The sequence below is a fragment of the Mycobacterium sp. NGS49 genome (assembly GCF_059812565.1).
Genome location: NZ_JCALCX010000004.1, coordinates 174,569 through 196,789 on the forward strand (window position 1 = coordinate 174,569; position 22,221 = coordinate 196,789).

Below are 22,221 nucleotides of genomic sequence, written 5' to 3' on the forward strand. Positions count from 1 at the left end.
CTCGCCCGCCAGAAGGCGGGAGTCTCGCTCGCTACTCGGATTCCCCTGATTGCGGCGCGGGCTGCACCGCTCCGACGGCCTTGTTCAACCACTGGGGTGCCAGCACCGAGATCGCGGTGGTTCCCGCCGTGGCGCCGATCACTCCGGTCCAGGCCACCGGACCCAGCGGTGTGCAGCCGAAAAACTGGCTGACGACCGGTGTTTGGATGATGCCGACCAGGACGCCCGCACTGCCCAACGCCGTCGCCACCACCAGCGGGCTGTGGCTGCGGCTCTGCAGGGTCTGCGCCAGCTGCATGGTGACCAGAGCGGTCAGGCCCATTGTCGCAGTGCGCCTTTCGGAACCCGGCGTCCAGCGTCCGATGGCCCAGGCGGTGGTCGCGGCGGCGGCCGTGATGACACCCCGGTTGACGATCTGGCGCATCAGCGGCTCGTCCAAGGACGGGGGCGGTTGGGTCAGCAGCTCGCGCTGCAGTGTCCGGCGCGCTTCGTCGATCTGCTCGTTGGTGAGTTCATCGTCGTCTTCGGGGTCGTCGTACTGGGACGTGACGGCGACCGCCAGGGCGGGGAACATATCGGTGAGCAGGTTCACCAGCAACAGTTGACGGGTCCCCACCGGCGCCCGGCCCTGGCCGAATGCGGTGCCCAGAATGGTGAACAGCACCTCGCCGACGTTGCCGCCGACCAGGATCGTGACCGCATCCCGCACGCCGGCCCACATGTTGCGGCCCTCGACCAGGGCATCGATCAGCACGCCCAGATCGTCGTCGGTCAGCACGATGTCGGCCGCACCCCGGGCGGCCGAGGATCCGCGACCGCTCACCCCGATTCCCACGTCGGCCATCCGGATGGCAGCGGCGTCGTTGGCGCCGTCGCCGACCATGGCGGTGACTCGCCCGGCGCGCTGCAGCGCCGCGACGATCTGCACCTTCTGCTCGGGGCTGACCCGCGCAAACACCTGGACGTCGGCGGCGAGCTTGGTGTGCCCTTCGGCGTCGAAGCTGGCGAACTCGGCACCGGTGACCACCCGCACGTCCGCGGGCAGGCCCAGCTGCCGGGCGATCGCGCGGGCGGTGATCGGGTGGTCACCGGTGATCAGCACCACGTTGCGGTCGGCCTCGACCAGCGCCTCGATCAGGGGCCGTGCCGACGCACGGGCGGTATCGGCCAACCCGACGTAGCCGAGCAGTTCGAGGTCATGCGCGGCGGCCTCGACAGCGTCGGCGTCGGTGTCCTCGTCGCCGGTGCCGTGCTCCCAGGTGCGCTGGGCGACGGCCAGCACCCGCAAACCCTGCGCGGCGAGGGTGTCCACCAAAGACCCGGCGTCGGAGTCGGCGGGCCGGCAGCGCGGCAGGATGGTCTCCGGCGCACCCTTGAGCATCAGCATGGGTGTCGTGTCGGCGACACCTGCGCCGATTGAGGCGGCGTAGCCGCGGCTGGATTCGAACGGTACCTCGGCCAGCACTGTCCATTCCGAATCACCTTCGACGGCAAGCGAATTCGCAGCCGTGATGATCGCCTCGTCGGTCGCGTGGGCGTGGCCCTCGCCGTTCTGTGGCTGCGTCGACGCACGGGCGGCGGCCCGCAAAACCGCAATCGCCTTCGGATCCTCGGGATCGGGGAACGGCCCCTCCGGACCGATACCCTGGGGCACACAGCGCACCACCCGCAGCCGGTTCTCGGTGAGAGTGCCGGTCTTGTCGAAACACACCGTGTCGACCCGCCCCAGCGCCTCGATGGCGCGCGGCGAACGCACCAGCACCCCGCGCGTGCTGAGCCGCTGCGCGGCGGCTAGCTGGGACAGGGTGGCCACCAGCGGCAGGCCCTCCGGAACCGCGGCCACCGCGATCGCGACGCCGTCGGCGACCGCCTGCCGCAGCGAGGTGCGCCGCAGCAACGACAAGCCGGTCACGGTCGCGCCTCCGGCCAGGGTCAGCGGTAGCACCTTGCTCGTCAACTCGCGCAGCCGGGCTTGCACGCCGGCCGACGTCTCGACGTTGGCGACCGCCGAGATCGCGCGTTGCGCGGCGGTGCCCACCCCGGTGGCGACGACGATCGCGCGGGCCCGCCCCGCGACGATCGTGCTGCCTTCGAACAGCATGCTGGCCCGTTCCGGGTCGTTGACCGCGACGGGGTCCACCCGCTTGTCGACCGGCAACGACTCACCGGTGAGAAACGATTCGTCGACCTCGAGGTCGTCGGCGACCAGGATGCGGGCGTCGGCCGGCACCACCTCGGGGGCGGCCAGGTCGATGACGTCGCCGGGCCGGAGCTTCTTGGCCGACACGGTGGCCGTCCGGGTGGCGTGCTGGGCGGCTTCCAGCCGGCGGCGTGTGGTCGCCACGGCCGGCACCACCACGCGGCGCACCAGCTGATCCTGTTCGGCGAACAGTTCCGCGGCCGCGGCCTCGGCGCGCAGCCGTTGCACGCCACCGGTGAGCGCGTTGACCGCCATGACACCGGCGACCAGGAGCGCGTCGACGTTGCTGCCCACGATCGCCGAGGCCGCCGCGCCCACCGCCAGAATCGGAGTCAGCGGATCGCGCAGCTCGACCCGGGTGGCGGCCGCCAGCCGGGCCAGCGTCTGCGCCGGCCCGCGCAGCGGAGCCACGACCGGTTCGTAGGACAAGTCGTCCAGGCGCCGCCGCCAGGTGGGGGTGCCGGATTCGACCGCCAGCGGACGCGAACCGCCGGCGAGGCGCGAGTAGACGATCTCGGGGTCGAGCGCGTGCCACGCGGTCAGCGGTTGCGGCGTGGGGTCGGGCATCCGCAGCACCCGGGCGGCCGAGAGGGTCCCGCCCACCAACGCCGTCGCCGCGGCGGCATTGACCGGGTTGAGCCAACGCCGAAACGACGTCGGGTTGGTTGTCCTGCGGTCTTCGCCGGTGACCAGCAGCAGCCCGGCCAGGGTGGTTCCGCCCTGGGCAAGGTGCACCGCGGATTCACTGACCGCGCGGGCCACCGGGAGGGCGGACAGAATCCGTACCGCGGCGGCCAGATCGGTTCCGGTGATGATGTCGGCGGTCCACGGTGTGGCGGCGCGCGGGTCGTCGAGGGCGACGCCGACGTCGGCGATGGCCAGCGCGGCCAGGGTGTCGGTGGACGCGAAGTCCCGGTGCAGGGCCGTGATCAGCAGCACCGGTCCCCGGTCGGACCGCAGCTCACGGACCAACTTCAGCAAAGGCGTCCCGGGCGGATGGGTAGAACCGACACTGGCGGACAGGTCCTCGGTGCCGGCGACGTGGCGCAGCACCACCCGCGCGCCGGTGCGGTGCGCGGTCTGCAGCAGCGGGATGGCGTAGGGGTCTACCTCCCACCCCACGTCCACGCTGCCCACCCGATCGCCGTCGTTGATCAGTTCGGCATGCTCGAGTCCCTGCGCCGGAGCCGCCGACGGCCCCGTTGACCGAATCCATTTCAGCCGCGCTCCGATGGCCGGCAGTTCATCGGGGTCCGGCTCGGGTGCCTCCTCGCCATGCAACAGCGCGTCGGCGACCTCGTAGACGCGGTCGTCGTCCCAGCCCGGTTCGTCGCCCTGCGCGCGCAACACGGCCCGGTGGTCACCGCGCAGCGCGGCGCCGTCGATAACGACCACCTGCACCCGGTCCAGCCGGCGCAGCGCACCAGGATCGAGCACCAGCAGACCCGCGTTCGCCAGTCCCCGCCCGAGTACCGTCGCGAATGACTGCCGGCCGAGGTGTGCTGCCTTCGGAACCCCGGCCAGGATCGCTTCGGCGGCTTCGGCGGCACCACCGCCGGCGAACAAAGCGCCCGCCGCGGCAACGACGGATCCGCTGGCCGCCTGATCCACATAGTTCTCCACCGGGCCCTTCATCGAGCCCTTGCCCGTGTCGATCGCGGCGTCGATGGCGCCGTCGACCACGACGTGCGAGGCTTCGCCGGCGGCCGCCGCCGCCCAATTGTGCCGAGGTGTGTGTTCGTCTGCCGCCGACGACAGGATCGGGACGACGGGAGACTGGGGCCGGGTGGGCGACGCAAGCTCGGGTTCCCGTTCCCGCCACCGTTGACGATGCGCCGCGGCCTCAGAGAGCTGGAGCGCCCGCTGGGTAAGGTCCAGCAGCGGTGTGCCCACGGACTGGCTCAACCCGTACGCCAGCGCCGTTGAACCGCTGAGCGCAATGTCGGTGCCGACACGGCCGAGCCGGGATTCCAGGACGGCCACCACCCGGGGTTGGTAGTTGATCAGTGCCGCCGCGGCCCGCGCGCTGCGCGGCGCCATGGGTAGCCGGGTGAACCAGCCGGTGACGGCGGCCCCCACCGCCACCACGTCCATCGCCGCCGCCGTCAGTGGGACAAGGATCGCCAAGGGGTTGCCCGGATCGGCGAACGGCGCGGAATGGGGTGTAGCACCCGTTTCGGTGGCGGCAAGGTCGGCGGCCACCGAGGCGGCTGTCTCGCGCACCTCGTCCAGCACGTCGTCGGGGTCGGCGTCCACGGCGATCTCAATGACGAGTCGGCCCAGTGCGCCCTCGACATGGGCCTTTTCCACCCCGGGGATGCGGCGGACGGGCTCTTCGATGACCGGGGCGTATTCGTGCCAGCGCGGGAACGGCAGCAACGGGTCGAGGTCCAGGTGCAGGCGCCGCCCGCTCTGCCAGCGCACCGGAGGGGTGACCGATTCCGGCCCGCCTGCGGCTGACCCGCCCAGCCCGATGGCCCGGCCGGTGGTGTGGGCCACCGTCTGCACTACGGGCCCGACCAGCTCCGTCATGGGGCTGGTCAGGGTCTGCACCGCGCCGACGGCGCCCACCGCGCCGTTGACCCCGGCCTGCAGTGCCTGAACCGCTCCACCGGTGAGAGTGCCGACAACGTCGGCCACACCCGGGATCTTCATCCATCACCCTTCAATCTGCCTACCGCGCCAATCCTCCCGGCGCCTTGCGGACCTGTCCACACGGCCCTCGAATGGGGGCGGATTACCGCGGACTTACCTTGTCCGTGACAACCCAAACGCGGAGAACGGCAGCCATGATGCTATCGGCGACGCGGCGGTGTTCCGCGACCGCGCGCTGCGCGTTGGCACCATCTTGGCCACGATCGCCTGAATCCCGGCAATTTGACCGGTCCGATCCAGGTAAGCCGAGACCGACGATATCCGGGACATGCCATCCAAGGAGGAAGGTCGTCCAAGGAGGAACGTCGTCCAAGGAGGAACAATGCGCTTCGCCGTCAAACCGTTGCTCGGCTGGTTCACCGTCTATCTGTTGGCCACCGGCACCTGGCAACAACTCGCACCACGCTCGTTCTATGACCACTTCCCCGGCTTCGGACTGCACTGGGTGGACATCGACGGCCCCTACAACGAACACCTGTTGCGCGACGTCGGGCAGGGCAACATCGGCCTTGGTGCCCTCGCGCTGACCGCGTTGTTGATCGGCGGGGTGTGGCTGGCCCGGGCCACCGGGCTGAGCCTTGTGGTGGCGAATGTGCCGCACCAGGTCTATCACCAGGCCCACCTCGCTACCCTGCCCAGCGTGTCCCAACAGATCCTGCAGACGTGCACGTTGTCGTTTGTGTCTGTCACCGCGATCGCGTTGGCGGTAATTGCCTTCCGGCAACCCGTGTCCGAGTCGGCCGATTCGGGCACCCTCGACTACGCGGTCCGGGCTTGACCATGGCCGGCATCGATCTGATGGAGTGGGCCTGGCAACGCCACCACAACATACTGAGCTGGTATGTCCGGCCGCTGTTCCTGTTGCCGCTCGGCTGGTTCGCCTACCGGCGCAGCGGCTGGGGCATCGCCGCCACCCTGCTGGCCCTGGCCACCAGCATGTTCTGGTTCCCCGCCCCCGAGACGCCCGACCCCCGCGTGGCAGAGTTCCTCGAGTTCGAACGGACCTGGCTGACCGGGGACTGGACGCTGATCAAGGTGGCATTGACCCTGCTGGTCCCCGCCGCCCTGGCCGGCTACTGCGCGGCGTTCTGGCAACGCTCGCTGTGGTGGGCCTTGATCGTGCTGAACCTCATGGCCGTGGGGAAGCTGACCTGGGGTGCGATCGCCGGCTCGGGCACCGGGTGGGTGATGACGCTGCCAGCGCTCAGCGGTCTGTTACTGGGCAACCTGACCGTGATCGCGATATTGCATCATCGGTCACCGGCACGCAGGAGCGTCTGATGAACCACACGCGTCGCGCCGTTGTGCTCTCCGACTTCGGCGACAGCAGCAAGCTGGAACTCACCTGATTGCCGATGCCGCAGGTTCGTCATCCCGACGAGCTGCTGATCCGTGTCGCCGCTACGAGCGTCAACCCGATCGAGTGGAAAATGCGCAAGGGCATCGGGATCCCGAAGTGGCTCTGGCGCAGGGCCATTGGCTCACCGATGGTTCTCGGGCTGGACTTCTCGGGCGAGGTGGTGGCCACCGGAGACGACAGTGCCCCGTTCCGGCCCGGTGACGCCGTAATGGGCGCGCTGCCCCTGGCGGGAAGCTACTGACGGAGCCCTCGCCGGGCGCCCGCATCCTGATCGTCGGCGCCTCCGGCGGCGTCGGACACCTGGCGGTTCAGATGGCGGCGAATGCGCTCAGGGCGAGTTTGGTAGCAGCGGTTTGTAGCGCGCGCAATGAGGATTTCGTCACTTCACCGAGCTGGCGCCGTGGTTGTGGAGACCGGGCGGGCGATTCGTCACGGCCGCGCTGCCGTCGTTTCGTCCCGGCCGCCCCGGAGAAGACGTCGGACGTCGGCGCGCTCGAAGGTGCGCGGTTGCTCGGCCGGTTGTTGCGTCGGTGGGCGAAGGGCCACCACCGGTTGATTCCGGGGCTGGCCGTTGGGCTGCCCGCCAAGGCCGGGCTACCGACCATTGTGCGCTGGATAACCGAAGGCAAGCTCGCCCCGCATACCGCCGCGACCTATCACCTCGCCGATATCGCCGGGGCGCACCGGGAAAGCGAGCGGGGCCGAGCGGTCGGCAAAATCGCCGTCACCGTGACCTGAGTGCCCTACGGTGTGGCGAGTTCGCCGCCCCCCTGCGCAACGATTCGGGCCAGTTCGGTCCGCGACGTGATCGACAGCTTGGTGAAAACGTTGCGCAGGTGGAAGTCGATGGTCCGTCTGGACAAGAACATCTTGGCGGCGACCTCCGCGTTCGTCAGGCCCTGTGCGACGAACCCGGCGACCTGAGTCTCCTGCGGAGTCAGCTGATCCCAGCCGGTATCGCTACGCCGGCGGACACTTTGGCCGCACGCGCGCAACTCCGCCCGGGTCCGTTCGGCCCAGGGGTCGGCGCCGAGCGCGTCGAAGGTGTCGAAAGCCGCTTGCAGGTGTGAACGGGCGGCGGTCCGGCGTCTGGCGCGCCGCAACCACGCGCCGTACTCCAATTCGGTGCGGGCCCGCTCGAACGGCCGCTTCGCCCGCCCGTGATGCTCGAGCGCCTCGGCGAACCAGCGGTCGGCCCGAGACGCGTCGTCGAGCAGCGCGTGGCCGTGCGCTGCCCGGGAAAGGGCCCAGGGCTGACCCGACGCGCCTGCCGCGTCGTCCAGCTCGGCAAGCCATTGCCGGGCAAGGTCCGAGTCGCCGGTGCGGTGAGCACTTTCGATCCTGTCCAGGGACGCGAAAACGATGACGACGGGGTGCCGGATCTCGCGGAGCCGGCCGAACGCCGGCCCCGCCTCATCGCGTGTCAGGTCGCGCAGCGCCAGTGCCCATTGGACCCAGTCTTCGATGAAGTTCATCGGCCGGCCCGCCGCAAGTGCGCGCGCCCGGTCGGCATAGCTCTGGCATTGCTCGAAACTCCCACGCAAGGCCGCGTGCACTGCCAGGCAGGCCAGGCCATGGCCGGAAAGGCCCGGCTGTCCGATGGCTTCCGCCAATCCGACCGCTTCGGTCGCCGTGGCCTCGGCGGTGGCCCAGCGGCCGGCGAAGATATCGGCCAGCGCCGCCCGTGCTCCGGCGATGGGAACGACGCCGACCTCGCCGGCGTCCCGGCCGAGCGACACGGCCGCCGCGCTGAAGCGATGGGCGGCCTCGTCGTCGCCCAGATAGAACGCCGCCCGCCCGGCCACCATCAGCAGCGTGGGCTCGGAAAGCTGGCCGGCCGCGGCCAGCGCCCGGGTGAGCGGTTGCACCGCGCTCGTCGGCCGGCCGGCGAAATGCTCCGCGGTTCCGGCCAGGACGTCGGTCAAGAACCGTTCGCGCACAGCGTCGCCCGCGTCCAGCCGGACCGCGAGCTCGGCCAGCGAGACGATGGAGTCGGTATCGGTCGAGTTCGAGGCGGCTTCGGCGGCGAACACCAGAAGTTCCAGTGCGCGCGCCGGCTCTGTGGTTACCAAGCCGTCGGCCGCTTCACGCACGATGCGGTAGGCCGCGTCGGACATCCCTGCGGCCAGCTGAGCCATGCCGCGCAGGTAGTCGACGTGGGCACGCATGGATGGCGACATCGCCGGCGACTGCGCGCGGTCGAGCAGAGCTGCGGCCCGATCGGGTTGCCTTGCCCGCCAGGCACGCTCGGCGGCCTGCGCAAGGCGCCGCAACCGGACCTCGGAATCGCTGGTCAGTTCGGCGGCCCGTTCCAGGGCGGCTGCGGCGGCCGCGAACGCGCCGCGTTGATCCGCCCGAACGGCGGCGTTCTCCAGGTCGTCGGCGATCCCGGCATCGGGGTCGACCGCCGCCGCGGCCCGGTGCCACGCGCGCCGGTCGGGATCGGTTCGTTCGTCGAGCACCCCGGCAAGCGCCCGGTGCACCGCCTGCCGCTCACCGAAGGTGGCTCCCTGGTACACCGCGGATCGCACCAGCGGATGTCGGAACTCCACCTCCGCGCCGGTAACTCGCACCACACCGGTCCGCTCGGCAGCAGCCAGCGCCGTCTGGTCGACACCAAGTGCGTCCGCCGCGGACAGGATTGTCGACAACCGGCCGGTGTCGTCGGCGGCCGCGACCAGCAGCAGCCGTTGCGTAGCTTCCGGCAACCGCCGAACCTGTTGCAGGAAGGCACTTTCCATCTGCGAGGTGAGTGGCAGCGGTGCGGGCAGCGGCTGGCGGCCGGTCAGCTGGTCCCGCGACAGCGCGCGGGCCAGTTCCACCAGGGCCAGCGGGTTGCCGGCGGCCGCGGTTGCGAGGCGTACGCCCGCCTCGGGATGCACCTGCGCGCCCACCTCGGCGGTGAGCAGTTCGACAGCCGCCGATACCCCCAACGGCGCCAGGCGAAGCACCGGCAGATCGTCGATCGCCAGCCGATCGGCCAACCCGCTGCGCACGGTGAACACCATGGCCACCGGCTCGGCGTCCAAGCGGCGCGCCGCGAAAGCCAGGGCTTCGGCTGATGCCGTGTCGAGCCAGTGCGCGTCGTCCACCGCGCAGAGCACCGGCCCGGGATCCGCGAGTTCGGCGAGCAAGTTGAGCACTGCCAGCGATATCAGGAAGCGGTCGTGGCTGCGGCCGGACTGCATGCCGAACGCCCGCCGCAGCGACTCGGCCTGTGGCTCCTGCAGGCGGTCGACGAGGTCGAGCGCGGGCCGCAGCAGCCGGTGCAGTGCGGCGTAAGGCAACTCGGCTTCCGATTCCACCCCGCGGGTGCGGACGACCGTCATGTCGGCGGCCCCGGCGATGATCTCGTGCAGCAATGCCGACTTGCCCACACCGGCCTCACCGTGCAGTACCACCACCCGGCCGACGGCCGCGCGCGCATCGTCGAGAACGGCGGTCAGGTGTTGCAGCTCGTGTTCGCGACCGGCCAGCACGCCCCGATCGTAAGGTCTAGGAGACCAACGCCTTACGGATCCGGCCCAGTCCGACCGTGGCGTCGGGCACCTGCGGCTGCCAGCCGGTGACGGCCTTGAACCGCCGGTTGGACACCCGCTGGCTGCGCAGCAGGAAGCTCATGCGCGCGCCGAGTCCGGCCCGGACCAGCCAGGCCGGCGGCCGACGCACCGACTGTCGCCCCACCGCAGCGGCCAGTGCCGCGGCGAGATCCGCGCGGGTCAGCGGTTCGTCGTCGGCGACGTCGTACCCGCCGGCCAGTCCGTCGGTGTGCAGCGCCGCCACCAGCGCGGCCGCGGCGTCCTCATCCCACACCATCGGCCAGAAGGCGTCGGCGGAACCGGCGAAGCCGCTGATTCCGTTGTCCGCCAGCGTCATCACCTGCTGGGTTGCGGCCGAATGTGCTCCATAGACACCGGCGATGCGCAGCACGATGCCGCGCCCGCCCTTGGCGGTGAACCAGTCGACCATGTGTTCGGCCGCCACGGTCGAGGCGAGAATGTCGGTCGGTGCGATGGGATCGCCGAACTCGAGCCACCGCCGGCCGCCGTCGGCGTAGATGGGCGCGAAACTCGGATAGATCACGGTTCCGACGTCCGAGGCGAGCGCCGCCTTGATCAGCAAAGAGGTGCCGACACGGCGAATCGCGTCGTTCTCGCGCCAAGCCGCCCGGCGGCGAGCCTGCCCGAACGGCACGATCCTGGTCGCCAGATGCAGGATCGCGTCCGCCCCCCGGACGGCTGCCGCCAGCGAGGCCGGATCGAGCAACGACGCGGATACCGGCTCGGCGCCCAGCTCACGCACCTTGGCGGCGGAGGCGGCATTGCGGGCCAGCCCGCGCACCTGGTGGCCGGCTCCGGTCAACAGCGAAACGGTAGGGACGCCGAGGGCGCCGGTGGCGCCCGTCACGAACACGATCACCGGACTACCTCCGGCGCGCGTTCCGCGAGGAACTCGGCGAAGGTGCGGCCGGCTGACGGCTGCGCCAGTGCGGCACCGGAGCGCCACGCGGCCGAAAACCGGCCGGGCACGGGCACATTGACGATTCGCACACGATCCCGGCGGGCAGCCGCAATCGCGCGCACCGCGTCGGCCCACGTGATGACCTCAGGTCCGGCCAGGTCGGGCAGTCGCCCGCCGGGGCCGGCGGCGACGGCATCGACCAGGCGAGAAGCGACCACGCCGACGTCGACGGGCTGAATGCGCCAGCCACGCGGCGCCACCGCGACGGGCAGGCGGCTCAGCCGACCGAGCATGTCCACCGTGAATTCGTGGAACTGGGTGGCCCGAAGGATCGTCGCAGGCAGCCCGGACTCCTCGATCAGCTGCTCCACAGCCAGCTTCGCGCGGTAGTACGGCCACGGAATCCGGTCGACGCCGACGATCGAGATGTAGACCAGGTGGCGCACACCGGCCTGCGCTGCCGCGGCGATCAACCGCTTCGTGCCGTCGACGTCGACCTCGGCGAAGTGCTTCGGGTCTGAAGCGGTGTGCACGATGACGTCCACACCGGCCAGTGCATCGGGCAAGCCGTCGCCGGTGCGCAAGTCGCCGGCGACCACGGTGACGCCGGACCGCGGCGCAACCCGGCCGCTGCGGCTGAGAATCCGGACGGCGTGGCCGGCCGCGAGCAGTCGGTCAACTACCTGGCGGCCCAGCACACCCGTGCCGCCGGTGACGAGTACGTTCATCGATTGGCTCCTCACGTTTCGGGAATGGTCCGAAACTATGCCCGGCATGTGCTGGTTTGCACCGGTGATATTGCCGGGTTCCGGGGACCCGATACGGCTGAGTCGGTGAACGGCAACCTGTCTATGCAATAACCGAATCGCGCGGTGGCCAGTGAGCGGCCACGCGTCGAATGAGGGCTATGAGAAGAATGCCCTACAAATATCGGTGGTTTGCCCGGCCGACGTGGTAACCGGCCGGGAATGACTTTTCGATGACCCGTAGGTGGTGGTCCACCCTGGACTCCAGCTCAAGGACCACGCAACCGTCGCCGACAGCCTTGGATTCCAGAACGATGTACCGCTGACCGCCATCGGTGATCGGGTCACCTGAATGCAAACTCTCGACGGGCACCAATTCGGGGGTTCCGTGTGACTCCACCTTTGACACAGTAGGTCAACTCGGCAGGCGAAGAAATAGTCTCAGGAACCTGGCGGGCCGTCCGGCTCGAGGTGCACCTCCGGCGGCAGCGGAAGCGGGGTGGGTGGCAGGCCGCCCCCGAACGACGCCTGGCGCACGCCGACGACCAGTGTCAGTACGTAGGTGGGCGGCGTGTCGGGCGGAAAGCCCAGCACTCTCACGTCCTCGGGTATGGGGTCGGGACGCAGGCAGATCGTCGCCAGACCCCTTCCCGCCCAATAGTCGTCGGGCGGCCCGGGCAGTAGGCGGTAGTCGAAGATGGTGATGGTCGAGCTGCCGATCACCCGCTTCTCGAACGGGATGTAGACCCCCGGCAGTTCGTACGGGTTTGCTGACTCCCGATAACGGTTCTGGTTGGGGACGGTTCGTTGTCCTTCGAGTTCCACGGCCACCCGCTGATGCCTGGACGGGCCGTCCGGGTACCAGGAACCGCTCAATTCGGCCCAGTCCCAGCCGGGGCTCGGTTGACACTCCGGTTCGCCGTAAGGAACCCACTGGATCGGGTCGCTGGGCAGTTGCACCTCCAGGAGCGCGCCCTTGGGGATCAGCTGGGGAACCCACGTCCGGTTCCACCAACTGAGGTTGTCCCGGTGTTGCTGGTTGAAGCTGTAGCGGCCCTGGTTCTGCATCGGTTGCCCAGAGGGATCGGCGGTGGCGATACCGATGGCGGACAGCGCCGCCAGCGTGAAGGCGATGAACAGTGGACGGCGCATCATCACCCCATCGTGTGGTGTTCGTGCTCGTCGTGCTGTTCGTGCTGCCCGGGCGGATCGATCTTGAGCAGACCCATCATTCCCCTGTCCTCATGCGGCAATATGTGACAGTGGTAGACGGTCGTGCCCGTCACGTCCGGGCGGAAATACATGCGCAGGGTGTAGCGGCCGAACGGCGGTAGCCGGAAGGTGTCCCACCAGACGTCTGGTTCCGTTTGCCAACTCGTGTCGCCGGCCGGGATGCCGTGGATGTCCACAACCTGAAATGGGTTGACATGTATATGGATTGGGTGTTGAAAGACGTCCTCGTTGATGAGGGTCCACTCCTCGATCGTGCCGGCCTCCACCTCGGCATCGACCCGGTGGTGATCGAACTCCTGACCGTCGATGAGGAACTGCACACCCATGCCCGTCCGGCCCGTGATATCACCGGAGAACACCATGGTGCGGCGCCGGGCCACTGGCAGGTTCGGCATCCGCGGCGGTTCCACCAATGTGGTGGGCAGTCGACCGGCGACGGTGTTGCCACGCACCACTAACGTGCCCAGCGGCATGCCCGGGCGGGGTCCTCCGGGATGGCCCTGGTCGTACGCCGCCGCGTAGACCCGGTACCGGCCGGGCTCACCGCCTTTGACGATGAATTCGGCGCGGTTGCCCGCGGCCAGCATGATGTTCTGCCGGGGTCTGGGGGCGGCGTAAGGCACCCCGTCGGTGCCGATCTGGTGCAAGGTGTGTCCTTCCACGTGCAACCAGATCGACCGGTGCGGGCACGCGTTGAGAAACCGCCAGCGCTGCGTCTCGCCCGGTTTGATGCTGATATCCGGCAGTATCTGGCCGTTGAGCGGGAAGTACATCGACGACGGCACCGCGGGAATCGACTCGAACGGCGCGTGACCCGCCATGGGAACCACTACGGCAAAAGGGACCTCAGCGCTGTCGTCAGCGATCCACATCTCGTTGACCACGATGGTTCGCTCGCGCATTTCGGCAATCTCGGGTACCCGATCGATGTCGCCCTCGACGATGATGGGGCCGCACAGTCCGTTCCACAGCTGATGCGCTGTGGCCGTGTGGAAATGGGGGTGATACCAGTGCAGCCCAGTCGGTTGGTTGGTGGCGATGTTGTAGCTGTACTGGTGGTCCTGCAGCGGGCCCAGCTGAAGTCCGACATTGTCCCCGGGGTCGTCCGGCGACACCTGCAACCCGTGGGTGTGCAGATTGGTGTCGATCAACTCCTGCAGGATGGTTTGCCTTCTCTCCCAACGGTTCCAGAAATCGTGGACACAGGCTCGCCGGGTATCGAAGCGCGGGTCGTTGGACTTGGAGGCGCAGTACGGCACCATGAACACGTTGTTCGTCGGAATACCCACCGGAACGATGCGGTTCTTGAGCAGCAGCCGGAGGTTGTCCCCCTGCCGTATCCGCAGGATTGGTCCCGGAAACTGGCCGTTGTAGGTCTCCAGCGTTACCTGACGACCACCGAGGTCGACAGGATTGGTCACCACCTCCAGCGTGTAGTCCAGTACGCCGTCTTGGCTGGAGACCTCGGTCAGATCGCGGAGTTCCTCCGCGCCGGCCCGCGCCGGAGCGGCACTTCGTATCAGGCCCGCGCCGGCCATGGCGGCCGCCAATGCCAAGAATGTCCTGCGGTCCACCGCACTTTCCCGTAGGCGACGCTGGAGAAAGGCAGAATCCATTGTCGATCCTCGGTTTGTCGGAGAACGTCGCGCAGAGCGTAACCCACCGTGCCGATGGGAAAAAGCCTGAAATTATTCAGCAATCAAGCGATTAGTACCGGGTAGTGGCGCAGTTCTTCTCTAGTGGCGCTCGCGTCAACAACGGACTAGTCATCAACGCAGGTGGAGCGTAGAGTTTGCCGTCATGTTTTCGCGGTCGCGGGAATGGTTTGCGATCGTCGGTGTGGCATGTGCCGCCGGCAACCCACTGCTGTCTCCTGCCGCGGCGTCGGCCGACCCGCACCGTCCGCACAACGTGACATATGTAGTCAAGGTTGATGCACCCATTTCCAGCGCCCGGGTGATTTACATGGTCAACGACATGTACACGGCGACTGCCCCGTTAAGCGCGACGGGGCGCGAATTCACCACGAACACGATGCTGGCCGATTCGGCGAGAGCGGGCATGCAAGTGAGCATCCCGCCGCCGTTCTCCGGGAATGTCCACTGCGAGATCGACATAGACGGCCAGGTCGCAACCCTTATCGATCAGTTCGTGGCATCGACGTCGGGTAATGGCGACGGCGACCCCAATTCCTACGGCATGCTGGGCTGCGGCGCTTCCCCGCTGCCTGTGCCGCAATGGTGGGCCAAGCTGTGCGACGCATGGTGGTGTGTCGATGCCTCCTATCCGTCCAACGCGCGTGACCAGGCTCGCGTCGACGCGACGCGAGACTCCGATCCCGATCGCAGTCCGAGCTACCCACGTCGCTCGACCGAACCGGGCAACTAGCGCGCACTATTGGCTGATCTTCTGCAGCACAACGCATTTGATGGAGCGGCCCGCTCGTCAGCACCATCTGCAGGGTTGTCCGCCGATTTCAGTTGTAGGTGGCTAAGGTGGGTAACCAATGGAAGGACACGAGACGCAGCTGCCGGCCGACGCGCCGACTTGTTACCGGCATCCCGGACGCCAGACGTACGTGCACTGCACCCGGTGCGAGCGGCCGATCTGTGGTGACTGCATGCGCAGCGCCGCCGTCGGGCACCAATGTGTGGAATGCGTGCAGGCCGGCGCCCGCACGATCAGGCCTCAGCAGACTCCTTTCGGTGGCCGGGAGAGGTCCGGAAGGCCGGTCATCACCATCGCGCTGATCGCGATCAATGTGCTGGCATTCGTTGCGGAGATGGCGATCCCGGATGTGCAGCGGCAGTTCGCCCTGTGGCCCCCGGCCGTCGCGGACGGGCAGTTCTACCGGTTGGTGACCTCGGCGTTCCTGCACTACGGCCCCACCCATCTGCTGTTGAACATGTGGGCGCTCTACGTGGTGGGCCAGCCGCTCGAAACGTGGCTGGGACGTCTGCGGTTCAGCGCGCTCTACGCGCTGAGTGGGCTGGGCGGTTCGGTGCTGGTCTACCTGTTGTCGCCGCTGAACACGGCCACCGCGGGTGCGTCGGGGGCGGTGTTCGGCTTGTTCGCCGCTACCTTCGTGGTCGCCAAGCGGCTCACCCTTGATGTCCGCTGGGTGGTGGCCGTGATCGTGATCAACCTGGTGTTCACGTTCGTGGTGCCGTTGATCAGCGCACAGCAGATCAGCTGGCAGGGACACGTGGGTGGGCTGGTCGCCGGTGCGGTGGCCGCAGCGGCCTACGTCTATGCGCCGCGGCAGCGACGGGACCTGGTCCAGGCCTCGGCGACGGTCGCGATGTTGCTCTTGTTCGGGGCGTTGACCTGGTGGCGCACCGCCGAACTCGTCGCACAGTTCGGCTGACCGGTCGACACCGCCGCAGAGTACGTTGACGGCCATGAGCTGGTGGATCGCGCACACTGAGCGCACGGTGACCGAGGAGATACCGGCGCCGCCGGCTCAGGTCCGCGACTACTATGTGAACCTGGACAACATCCGGCTGGTGCACCCGCTGATGGTGTCGGTGGAGTTGTTGTCCCGCACCGACACTGCGGACGGTTACCGGGTGAGCTATCGGGTGGTGGACCGGATTCCGTTGGGGCCGGCCACGATGAAGGTCACCTACCGGGCACGCCTGTATGTGCCGGTGAACGGTGCTGTGCAAACCGAGGCGCAGCAGTCACCGGCCGTGCGACTGCGCGCGACGGTGTGCTTCGAGCCCAGCGAAACCGGCACCCGGATCACCGAGCGGATACACTTCGCCGCGCCGCGGCCCCTGGCCGCGTTCACCGTTCGCGAGGCTGTGAAAGCGCACACCAGAATGCTTTACGGCATCAGGCATCATTTCGAATCCCGGTGACGTCACGGCGTTTTCCACTCCGAACTCAGCGCCCGCTCGGAAAGATACCTGGTGGCGCTCCACCCGCCGTCCACCACGATCGTCTGTCCGTTGATGAAGGCGCCGCCGGGCGAACACAGGAACGCCACCGTGTTCGCGACGTCATCGACCGTGCCCAGCCGTTGATGCGGCGTCATCTCGACGTTGATGCGCCGAAACCGCTCATCAGCCAGGCGGTGCGCGGTCATGGCGGTCTGGATGACGCCGGGAGCCACCGCATTGCAACGGATGCCCGCCGGCCCGTACTGGCAGGCGATATGTGTGGTCATGGCCGTCAGCCCGCCCTTGGCCGCCGAGTAGGCGCCACCGCGCATGCCGCCCACGACCGCGAAGGTCGATGTGATGTTGACGATCCCCGAGCCCGGCTGCAGGTGCGGCAGCACCTCGCGCACCAACCGGAAGGGTGCGCGCAGCATCAAGTTGAGGAAGTGGTCCAAGGATTCGTCGTCGGTCTCGTGTAGTGGCTTGGGGCTGCCGATGCCGGCGGCGTTGACCAGGAAATCGACGCGCCCCCACCGGGCGAGTGCGGCGTCGACGATCCGCCGGGGCGCGTCGTCGCCGACGAGATCGACGGCCACGGTGACCACTCGGTCGGTACCGCCGATAGCAGCGACCACCTCGGCCAGTTTGCGTTCGTCCCGTCCCGTCGCCAGCACGGCCATGCCGGCCTCGGCAAGCTTTGCCGCGCAACCGGATCCAATGCCACCGGTGGCTCCCGTCACGATCGCAACCTGCATGTCAGTGCTCCGCCTGCATCAACGCCGCCTTGATCCGGTGCTTGAGCACCTTGCCGGCGTCGTTCTTGGGAAGGTTGTCCCAGATCTCCACCTGCTCGGGGACTTTGAACCGCGCCACGCCCGACTCCCCCAGGAACGCGAGCAGGCTCGCCACATCCGGGCCCGGCGCCGCGGTCGGAACCACCACTGCGCAGGCCCGCTCGCCGGTGCGCTCGTCCGGCAACCCGACAACGGCCACCTCGGCAATGCCGGGATGGTCGGCCAGGATGTCTTCGACTTCCTTGGGTGAGATGTTCTCGCCGTTGCGGATGATGATGTCCTTGGCACGTCCCGTGACCACGAGGTACTCGCCGTCCACCCAGCGCCCCAGATCGCCGGTGCGGAAGTATCCGTCGGCATCGAAGGATCCGTCCTCGTCTTCCGGGTGCAGGTAGCCGACCAGCATCTGCGGTCCCCGAACCCGGATCTCACCGCAGACCAGCTTCACGTCAGCCACACCGGGCCTGCCGTCGGTGTCGGCGGCGTGGTCGAGGTCTGCGGTCGAACCTACCGTGGTCACCGGGACTTCTGTCGACCCGTATACCCGGGTCACCACGGTCGTCTCGAAATATGCTGCGGCCCTGCGCATCAGCGATGGTGACACCGACGCACCGCCGCAGATGAACACCTTCAGGTCGGGCAACCGGGTGGCTGCGCGCCGCGAGGCTGTCAGCAGCTGATCCAGGAACGGTGTCGCACCGGCCATGTGCGTGCAACGTTCGGCCAGCATGAGCCGCACCGCCTCGTCGGCCTCCCAGCGTTCGATCAGTACGGCGGTGGCGCCAAGCAGCAACGGGGCTTCGAAGGCGTAGATGGACCCGCCGATATGCGCGACGGGTGAGGCCACCAGGAACACATCGCCCGGTTCCACCAGCCAGTGACCGCCGATCTGGCGCAGCAACGCGTGGATGGAATTGTGGCTGTGCAGAACACCTTTCGGGTGACCGGTGGTGCCAGAGGTGTAGAGGATCATGCGCACCGCATCGGGGTTCAGACTGGGCAACGGTGCACCGAACCGGGTGTTGAGTGACTCGAAGGCGATCTGTCCCGGCTGGCAATCACCGCGCACCACAACGACATCCGGCGGCGACTCCAGCTGCGCTGTCACCCTGTGCAGCATCGCCGCAAAGTCGTGACGCCCGAACACCGATGGAATGAAGATCATCCTGCTGTCGGCGTCTTCGAGAATGAACCGAAGTTCTCGGTCGCGCAGGGAGGGCAGGATCGGGTTGGCCACCATCCCGGCCAGCGTGGTGGCCAGGTAAATCACCGCGGCCTCAGGCCAGTTGGGCAGCATGAACGACACCACGCTGCCCGGTGGCATCCGCGAATACAACGCGTGCGCCAGTGCCGTCGCCTGCCGGTCGAGTTCCGCACATGTCAACCGGATATCGCCGTCCACAAGCGCTACCCGCTCGGGCGTGTGCCGGGCGGCGCCACGCAGGGCATCCGCCAACGTGCCCTCGGTCCACAATCCTCGCGCGTACGCGTCGGCGGCCAGGTCGTCGTCCCGGCGAATCCAGCGCCCGCCGACCAGTTTCCTACCCACGTACTCGTCGCATCGTCATCGAATGCCGAAAGCGGGACGCGGGGTGCGTGTTGATCGTCACCTGGGCCACCCGGTCGTCGGAAGCGCGATAGGTGCGTCGCACCTGTAACGCGGGGGTGCCGGGTTCGACGTCGAGTCCCGCGGCCACTTCGGGGGACAGCAGCACCGCGACGATCTCCTGTTGCACCTCGACGATGCTGAGTCCGAACAGGTCTTCGATCAGCGGAAAGATGGGGCCGTCGTGACGGTGCAGCAACCGGCCGACCGCGGCGAACGCACGGTTGATGTAGTACTCGGTTCGGCACAGGTCCGAGTTGGAGTCGACGGCCTGGCGCGCCCCGCGCACCGAGAGCCATTGCTCGCCGACCGTCAGACCCGTCCGCACGGACAACTCGTCGTCGACCATGACCATCGCAACGGACTCGATGGCGAATCGGGTGCCGGCGGCGAAGGCGAGCAGGTCGTTGATCGACATGACATGCTGCACATAGGAATCCGCCGAAGGTCGCGGTACCACCAGTGTTCCGGTTCGCGGCCGTGAGGACACCAGGTTGTCGTCGCGCAGCCGGCGCAGTGCCTCCCTGACGGTGTAGCGGCTGACGGCGAACCGCTCGCACAGCTCGTGTTCGGTCGGCAGCTGAGATCCCACCGGATAGACCCCGTCCACGATCTCCTTGCGCAGCGTGCGAGCCACCTGAAGGTAGCGGTGGTCGGCCACCTTGGCCTCGGACATTTTGTCGCTCATCGGTTTTCCCGCCGCAGCGCCAACACGCTGCCCTCGGCGTCGGCGGAGAGGTACAGCGTCCCGTCGCGTCCGGCGGCGATGCCGGCGAACGGACCCTGCGGTCCGGAGAACGGCGGCATTCCGCGCAGCGGCTTGGGCGTGACGCCCGGCGGCGCACCGATGGGCAGGTCGGCCGCGACGGTGCTGCGGGTGCCGCCGTCCAGGTCGATCGCAACCAGTTCCTTTGCGCCGGCATCGACTACATAAACACGGCGGTCGAGCACCAGCAGCCCCTGCGGCCGCTGCAGACCCTCGATCAGGGGCCTCCCGCCCAGCCGCAGCACCCGCCCGGCGCCGGCCTCGGAAACCAGGCAGGTTCCGTCGGGAGCCATAGCCACGCCGACGGGCTCGTGCAGACCGGCCGCCAACACCTCCACCTCACCCGAGGTGATGCTCAGCACCCGGCCGGCACCCAGTTCGGCCACCACGATGGTGCCACCGGGGGCCACCGCCACGCCGTATAGCTGATCGAAACCCGTTGCCAACGGGTCGCTTTCGTGGTCTGCCGGCCGATACCGGGTGACCTCCCCGTTGGCGGTGGTGACGACGAACCCGCCCGGTCCGGCCGGGGCCAGGCCGCGCAGAAAGCCTGGATAACCCGGACTGAACAGCATGCCGGCGGTGTGCATGGTGCCGTCCGGATGCAGGACGTAGCAGTAGGTTCCGTCGGCGATATAGAGGTTACCGTCGGCGCCCACCGCGAGGTCCAATGGCCAATTCAACCCGCCGGCCAGCACCGTCCGGGTCCCGCCGTCGCCGAGCACTTCGGTGATCTCGCCGGTGAAGTTCGACACGAACAACCGGTCGCCCACGAAAGTCAGATTGTCCAGGCCGGGATTGAGGTCTGCCAGCACCCGTTGTTCCCCGCTGCGGGGGTTGATGCGCAACACCTGGCCGCTGTGCACCTGCGTCGACACCAGGTAGCCGTCGCTGTCGAACTTGACCGCGTCCGGGACACCGAGGTCGCCCGCCACCCGTTGTGGCTCGCCGCCATCGAGGGCTATACGCCAGATCTCGTTGGCGCCCATCACCGGAAAGTACAGGTAACCGTCCGGGCCGACCTCCATCGCGTTCGGCGACGGGACGTTCTCCAGCAGCACCCGGGGTGGTCCGCCGCCGCGGTCGAGTTCCACCAGGCGTCCCCCCGCACGACATTCGCCGACGAACACCCTGTCCTGAAACACGGTGATGCCATTGGCCGACGGGAGGTCGTCGCGCAGCACCCGGGTGCGGCCCGCCGCGTCGCGCACGCTCACCCGTCCGTCCATCACCTCGGTCGCATACAGGTTGCCCTGCTGATCGAATGCGACGTCGTCGGGCGCAATGATGTCCCCGCCTTTGGCGCTGACGGTGTCGAGTTGGCCGGTCTGCAGCTCGAGTGCGCTGATCTGGCTGCCGGTCACCTGGGCGATGTAGATGCGTCCGTCCGGGCCGGTGCGCAGGCCATTGGCGCCGAACAACCGGCTGGGCTCGGTGAGCCGGGTCAGGGCCCAGCCTTCGGCAACCCTCGGTGGCCGTGCTGCGCTGTAGCGAGCAGCCTTCACCGCTCGGACGATAGCAATGCGGCCTTGGTCCAGACAATAGTGACGTGCCGGGGCTCTGCCGGTCTTGACGGGGAGGGCACCGCAAGAGAATTATATTCTCCAATGGATGCACGTCATTATCTTGTCCGGACAAATCGGTGAAGCAGGCGCAGCTCGATCTGACGGGGCGGGTTGTCGTGGTGGCCGGCGCCGCCGGTGGGGGGATCGGCACCACGGTTACCCGCGTCGTTGCCGATGCCGGGGCGACCGTGATCGCGGTCAGTCGTGGCTGCGACAACCTCGACCGGCACATCGGGCCGCTGATCGCCCGGGGGCTGGCGGTGGTTCCGGTGGCGGCCGACGTGTCCACCGACGCCGGTGTGGCCACCGCCATGCGGGCCGCCACCGCCGCCGACGGTCAGTTCTACGGTCTGGTCAATGTCGCGGGTGGCGCCGACCCGTCGACATGGATGCCGTCTACCCGGGTGAACCGCGACGACTGGCGCGAGTTGTTCGCGCAGAATCTGGAGACGATGTTCTTCATGAGTCAGGCCGTGGCCGCCGAACTCAAACGCCGCACGCTGCCGGGCTCTATCGTGTCCATATCGTCGATCAGCGGGATGAACACCGCGCCGTTCCACATCGCCTACGGCACAGCCAAAGCCGCGATCGTGGCCGCGACTCGGACCATGGCGGCCGAACTGGCCTGTCCGGACGGGGCGCAAGCCATCCGGGTCAATGCGGTGGCCCCCGGGGTCACCGCGACACCGGCATCGCAGACCTACACCGACGACGATCCGGACCGCGATCGCCGGGCGATCGCCATGGGAAGACGCGGCCGCCCCGACGAGGTCGCCGGAGCCGTGCTGTTCCTGCTGTCAGATCTGTCGACCTACATCACCGGGCAGACGCTGCTGGTCGACGGCGGCCTGAATCTCAAGTGGGGACACCTGGATGCCGACAACACCTCGCTGTTCCTCAAAGACGAGTCGTTCCGCGCGGCGATCAAGAGGTGGGACTAAGAGGGAGTGC

At 68.2% G+C, this 22,221-nt stretch carries 19 protein-coding genes; 8 read left to right on the forward strand and 11 right to left on the reverse strand.

Features of this window, described 5'->3' with window-relative positions:
- Positions 1-31 precede the first annotated feature (31 nt).
- A complete protein-coding gene (locus tag AC5Y7D_RS05640; RefSeq protein ID WP_499922321.1) occupies positions 32-4,855 on the reverse strand; it encodes a cation-translocating P-type ATPase in 4,824 nt (1,607 codons plus the stop codon).
- Positions 4,856-5,177: 322 nt separating this feature from the next.
- Here AC5Y7D_RS05640 and AC5Y7D_RS05645 point away from each other — a divergent pair, with 322 nt between their 5' ends.
- The 4 genes from AC5Y7D_RS05645 (at position 5,178) to AC5Y7D_RS05660 (ending at position 6,953) form a co-directional block, all read left to right on the forward strand.
- Positions 5,178-5,633 carry a hypothetical protein gene (locus AC5Y7D_RS05645; protein ID WP_499922322.1) on the forward strand — a complete coding sequence of 152 codons (456 nt, stop codon included), beginning with the start codon at positions 5,178-5,180 and terminating at the stop codon, positions 5,631-5,633.
- A gap of 2 nt (positions 5,634-5,635) precedes the next feature.
- Positions 5,636-6,136: a hypothetical protein gene (locus tag AC5Y7D_RS05650; RefSeq protein ID WP_499922323.1), complete on the forward strand. Its 501-nt coding sequence runs from the start codon at positions 5,636-5,638 to the stop codon at positions 6,134-6,136.
- A 74-nt stretch (positions 6,137-6,210) separates the two neighbouring features.
- Complete coding sequence (locus tag AC5Y7D_RS05655) at positions 6,211-6,456, forward strand: alcohol dehydrogenase catalytic domain-containing protein (protein WP_499922324.1); 246 nt, start codon at positions 6,211-6,213, stop codon at positions 6,454-6,456.
- Between the two features lie 266 nt (positions 6,457-6,722).
- Positions 6,723-6,953 carry a zinc-binding dehydrogenase gene (locus AC5Y7D_RS05660; protein WP_499922325.1) on the forward strand — a complete coding sequence of 77 codons (231 nt, stop codon included), beginning with the start codon at positions 6,723-6,725 and terminating at the stop codon, positions 6,951-6,953.
- Positions 6,954-6,958: 5 nt separating this feature from the next.
- Here AC5Y7D_RS05660 and AC5Y7D_RS05665 read toward each other — a convergent pair whose 3' ends face one another.
- The 6 genes from AC5Y7D_RS05665 to AC5Y7D_RS05690 all read right to left on the reverse strand — a co-directional run bounded on the left by AC5Y7D_RS05665 (position 6,959) and on the right by AC5Y7D_RS05690 (position 14,271).
- On the reverse strand, positions 6,959-9,694 hold the full coding sequence (locus AC5Y7D_RS05665) for a helix-turn-helix transcriptional regulator (protein WP_499922326.1): 2,736 nt from the start codon (positions 9,692-9,694) through the stop codon (positions 6,959-6,961).
- A 16-nt stretch (positions 9,695-9,710) separates the two neighbouring features.
- Positions 9,711-10,634 carry an NAD-dependent epimerase/dehydratase family protein gene (locus AC5Y7D_RS05670; protein ID WP_499922327.1) on the reverse strand — a complete coding sequence of 308 codons (924 nt, stop codon included), beginning with the start codon at positions 10,632-10,634 and terminating at the stop codon, positions 9,711-9,713.
- Positions 10,631-11,404, reverse strand: a complete 774-nt coding sequence (locus AC5Y7D_RS05675) for an SDR family oxidoreductase (protein WP_499922328.1) — start codon at positions 11,402-11,404, stop codon at positions 10,631-10,633. Before AC5Y7D_RS05675 ends, AC5Y7D_RS05670 begins: the two co-directional genes overlap by 4 nt.
- Before the next feature lie 193 nt (positions 11,405-11,597).
- A complete protein-coding gene (locus tag AC5Y7D_RS05680) occupies positions 11,598-11,822 on the reverse strand; it encodes a hypothetical protein (RefSeq protein WP_499922329.1) in 225 nt (74 codons plus the stop codon).
- Positions 11,823-11,863: 41 nt separating this feature from the next.
- Positions 11,864-12,577, reverse strand: a complete 714-nt coding sequence (locus AC5Y7D_RS05685) for a hypothetical protein (RefSeq protein WP_499922330.1) — start codon at positions 12,575-12,577, stop codon at positions 11,864-11,866.
- Positions 12,577-14,271: a multicopper oxidase family protein gene (locus tag AC5Y7D_RS05690; RefSeq protein WP_499922331.1), complete on the reverse strand. Its 1,695-nt coding sequence runs from the start codon at positions 14,269-14,271 to the stop codon at positions 12,577-12,579. The genes AC5Y7D_RS05685 and AC5Y7D_RS05690 overlap by 1 nt, the downstream gene beginning before the upstream one ends.
- A gap of 184 nt (positions 14,272-14,455) precedes the next feature.
- On the opposite strand from AC5Y7D_RS05690, the gene AC5Y7D_RS05695 reads away from it, so the two are divergent.
- From AC5Y7D_RS05695 to AC5Y7D_RS05705, 3 genes are all read left to right on the forward strand, one after another.
- On the forward strand, positions 14,456-15,043 hold the full coding sequence (locus tag AC5Y7D_RS05695; RefSeq protein ID WP_499922332.1) for a hypothetical protein: 588 nt from the start codon (positions 14,456-14,458) through the stop codon (positions 15,041-15,043).
- Between the two features lie 118 nt (positions 15,044-15,161).
- Positions 15,162-16,022 carry a rhomboid family intramembrane serine protease gene (locus AC5Y7D_RS05700; protein WP_499922333.1) on the forward strand — a complete coding sequence of 287 codons (861 nt, stop codon included), beginning with the start codon at positions 15,162-15,164 and terminating at the stop codon, positions 16,020-16,022.
- Positions 16,023-16,056: 34 nt separating this feature from the next.
- Positions 16,057-16,518 (forward strand): SRPBCC family protein, encoded by a 462-nt coding sequence (locus AC5Y7D_RS05705; RefSeq protein ID WP_499922334.1) that lies wholly within the window; start codon positions 16,057-16,059, stop codon positions 16,516-16,518.
- A 2-nt stretch (positions 16,519-16,520) separates the two neighbouring features.
- On the opposite strand, the gene AC5Y7D_RS05710 is transcribed toward AC5Y7D_RS05705, so the two are convergent.
- Genes AC5Y7D_RS05710 through AC5Y7D_RS05725 form a run of 4 tightly spaced genes read right to left on the reverse strand, consistent with a single transcriptional unit; the run spans position 16,521 to position 21,228 of the window.
- On the reverse strand, positions 16,521-17,294 hold the full coding sequence (locus AC5Y7D_RS05710; protein ID WP_499922335.1) for an SDR family NAD(P)-dependent oxidoreductase: 774 nt from the start codon (positions 17,292-17,294) through the stop codon (positions 16,521-16,523).
- 1 nt (position 17,295) lies between these two features.
- Entirely contained in the window at positions 17,296-18,882 is a 1,587-nt protein-coding gene (locus AC5Y7D_RS05715; RefSeq protein WP_499922336.1) for an AMP-binding protein, read from the reverse strand.
- Entirely contained in the window at positions 18,875-19,615 is a 741-nt protein-coding gene (locus AC5Y7D_RS05720) for a GntR family transcriptional regulator (RefSeq protein ID WP_499922451.1), read from the reverse strand. Before AC5Y7D_RS05720 ends, AC5Y7D_RS05715 begins: the two co-directional genes overlap by 8 nt.
- A gap of 8 nt (positions 19,616-19,623) precedes the next feature.
- A complete protein-coding gene (locus AC5Y7D_RS05725; protein WP_499922452.1) occupies positions 19,624-21,228 on the reverse strand; it encodes an SMP-30/gluconolactonase/LRE family protein in 1,605 nt (534 codons plus the stop codon).
- A gap of 119 nt (positions 21,229-21,347) precedes the next feature.
- Between AC5Y7D_RS05725 and AC5Y7D_RS05730 the strand changes: the two genes are divergently transcribed.
- A complete protein-coding gene (locus AC5Y7D_RS05730; RefSeq protein WP_499922337.1) occupies positions 21,348-22,211 on the forward strand; it encodes an SDR family NAD(P)-dependent oxidoreductase in 864 nt (287 codons plus the stop codon).
- Positions 22,212-22,221: the final 10 nt, after the last annotated feature.

Excerpts from the sequence above, each read along its gene's own strand:
- AC5Y7D_RS05640 (WP_499922321.1), bottom strand. The coding sequence starts at position 4,855 with ATGAAGATCCCGGGTGTGGCCGACGTTGTCGGCACTCTCACCGGTGGA.
- AC5Y7D_RS05645 (WP_499922322.1), top strand. The coding sequence starts at position 5,178 with ATGCGCTTCGCCGTCAAACCGTTGCTCGGCTGGTTCACCGTCTATCTG.
- AC5Y7D_RS05650 (WP_499922323.1), top strand. The coding sequence starts at position 5,636 with ATGGCCGGCATCGATCTGATGGAGTGGGCCTGGCAACGCCACCACAAC.
- AC5Y7D_RS05655 (WP_499922324.1), top strand. The coding sequence starts at position 6,211 with ATGCCGCAGGTTCGTCATCCCGACGAGCTGCTGATCCGTGTCGCCGCT.
- AC5Y7D_RS05675 (WP_499922328.1), bottom strand. The coding sequence starts at position 11,404 with ATGAACGTACTCGTCACCGGCGGCACGGGTGTGCTGGGCCGCCAGGTA.
- AC5Y7D_RS05685 (WP_499922330.1), bottom strand. The coding sequence starts at position 12,577 with ATGATGCGCCGTCCACTGTTCATCGCCTTCACGCTGGCGGCGCTGTCC.
- AC5Y7D_RS05690 (WP_499922331.1), bottom strand. The coding sequence starts at position 14,271 with ATGGATTCTGCCTTTCTCCAGCGTCGCCTACGGGAAAGTGCGGTGGAC.
- AC5Y7D_RS05695 (WP_499922332.1), top strand. The coding sequence starts at position 14,456 with ATGTTTTCGCGGTCGCGGGAATGGTTTGCGATCGTCGGTGTGGCATGT.
- AC5Y7D_RS05700 (WP_499922333.1), top strand. The coding sequence starts at position 15,162 with ATGGAAGGACACGAGACGCAGCTGCCGGCCGACGCGCCGACTTGTTAC.
- AC5Y7D_RS05705 (WP_499922334.1), top strand. The coding sequence starts at position 16,057 with ATGAGCTGGTGGATCGCGCACACTGAGCGCACGGTGACCGAGGAGATA.
- AC5Y7D_RS05710 (WP_499922335.1), bottom strand. The coding sequence starts at position 17,294 with ATGCAGGTTGCGATCGTGACGGGAGCCACCGGTGGCATTGGATCCGGT.
- AC5Y7D_RS05720 (WP_499922451.1), bottom strand. The coding sequence starts at position 19,615 with ATGTCCGAGGCCAAGGTGGCCGACCACCGCTACCTTCAGGTGGCTCGC.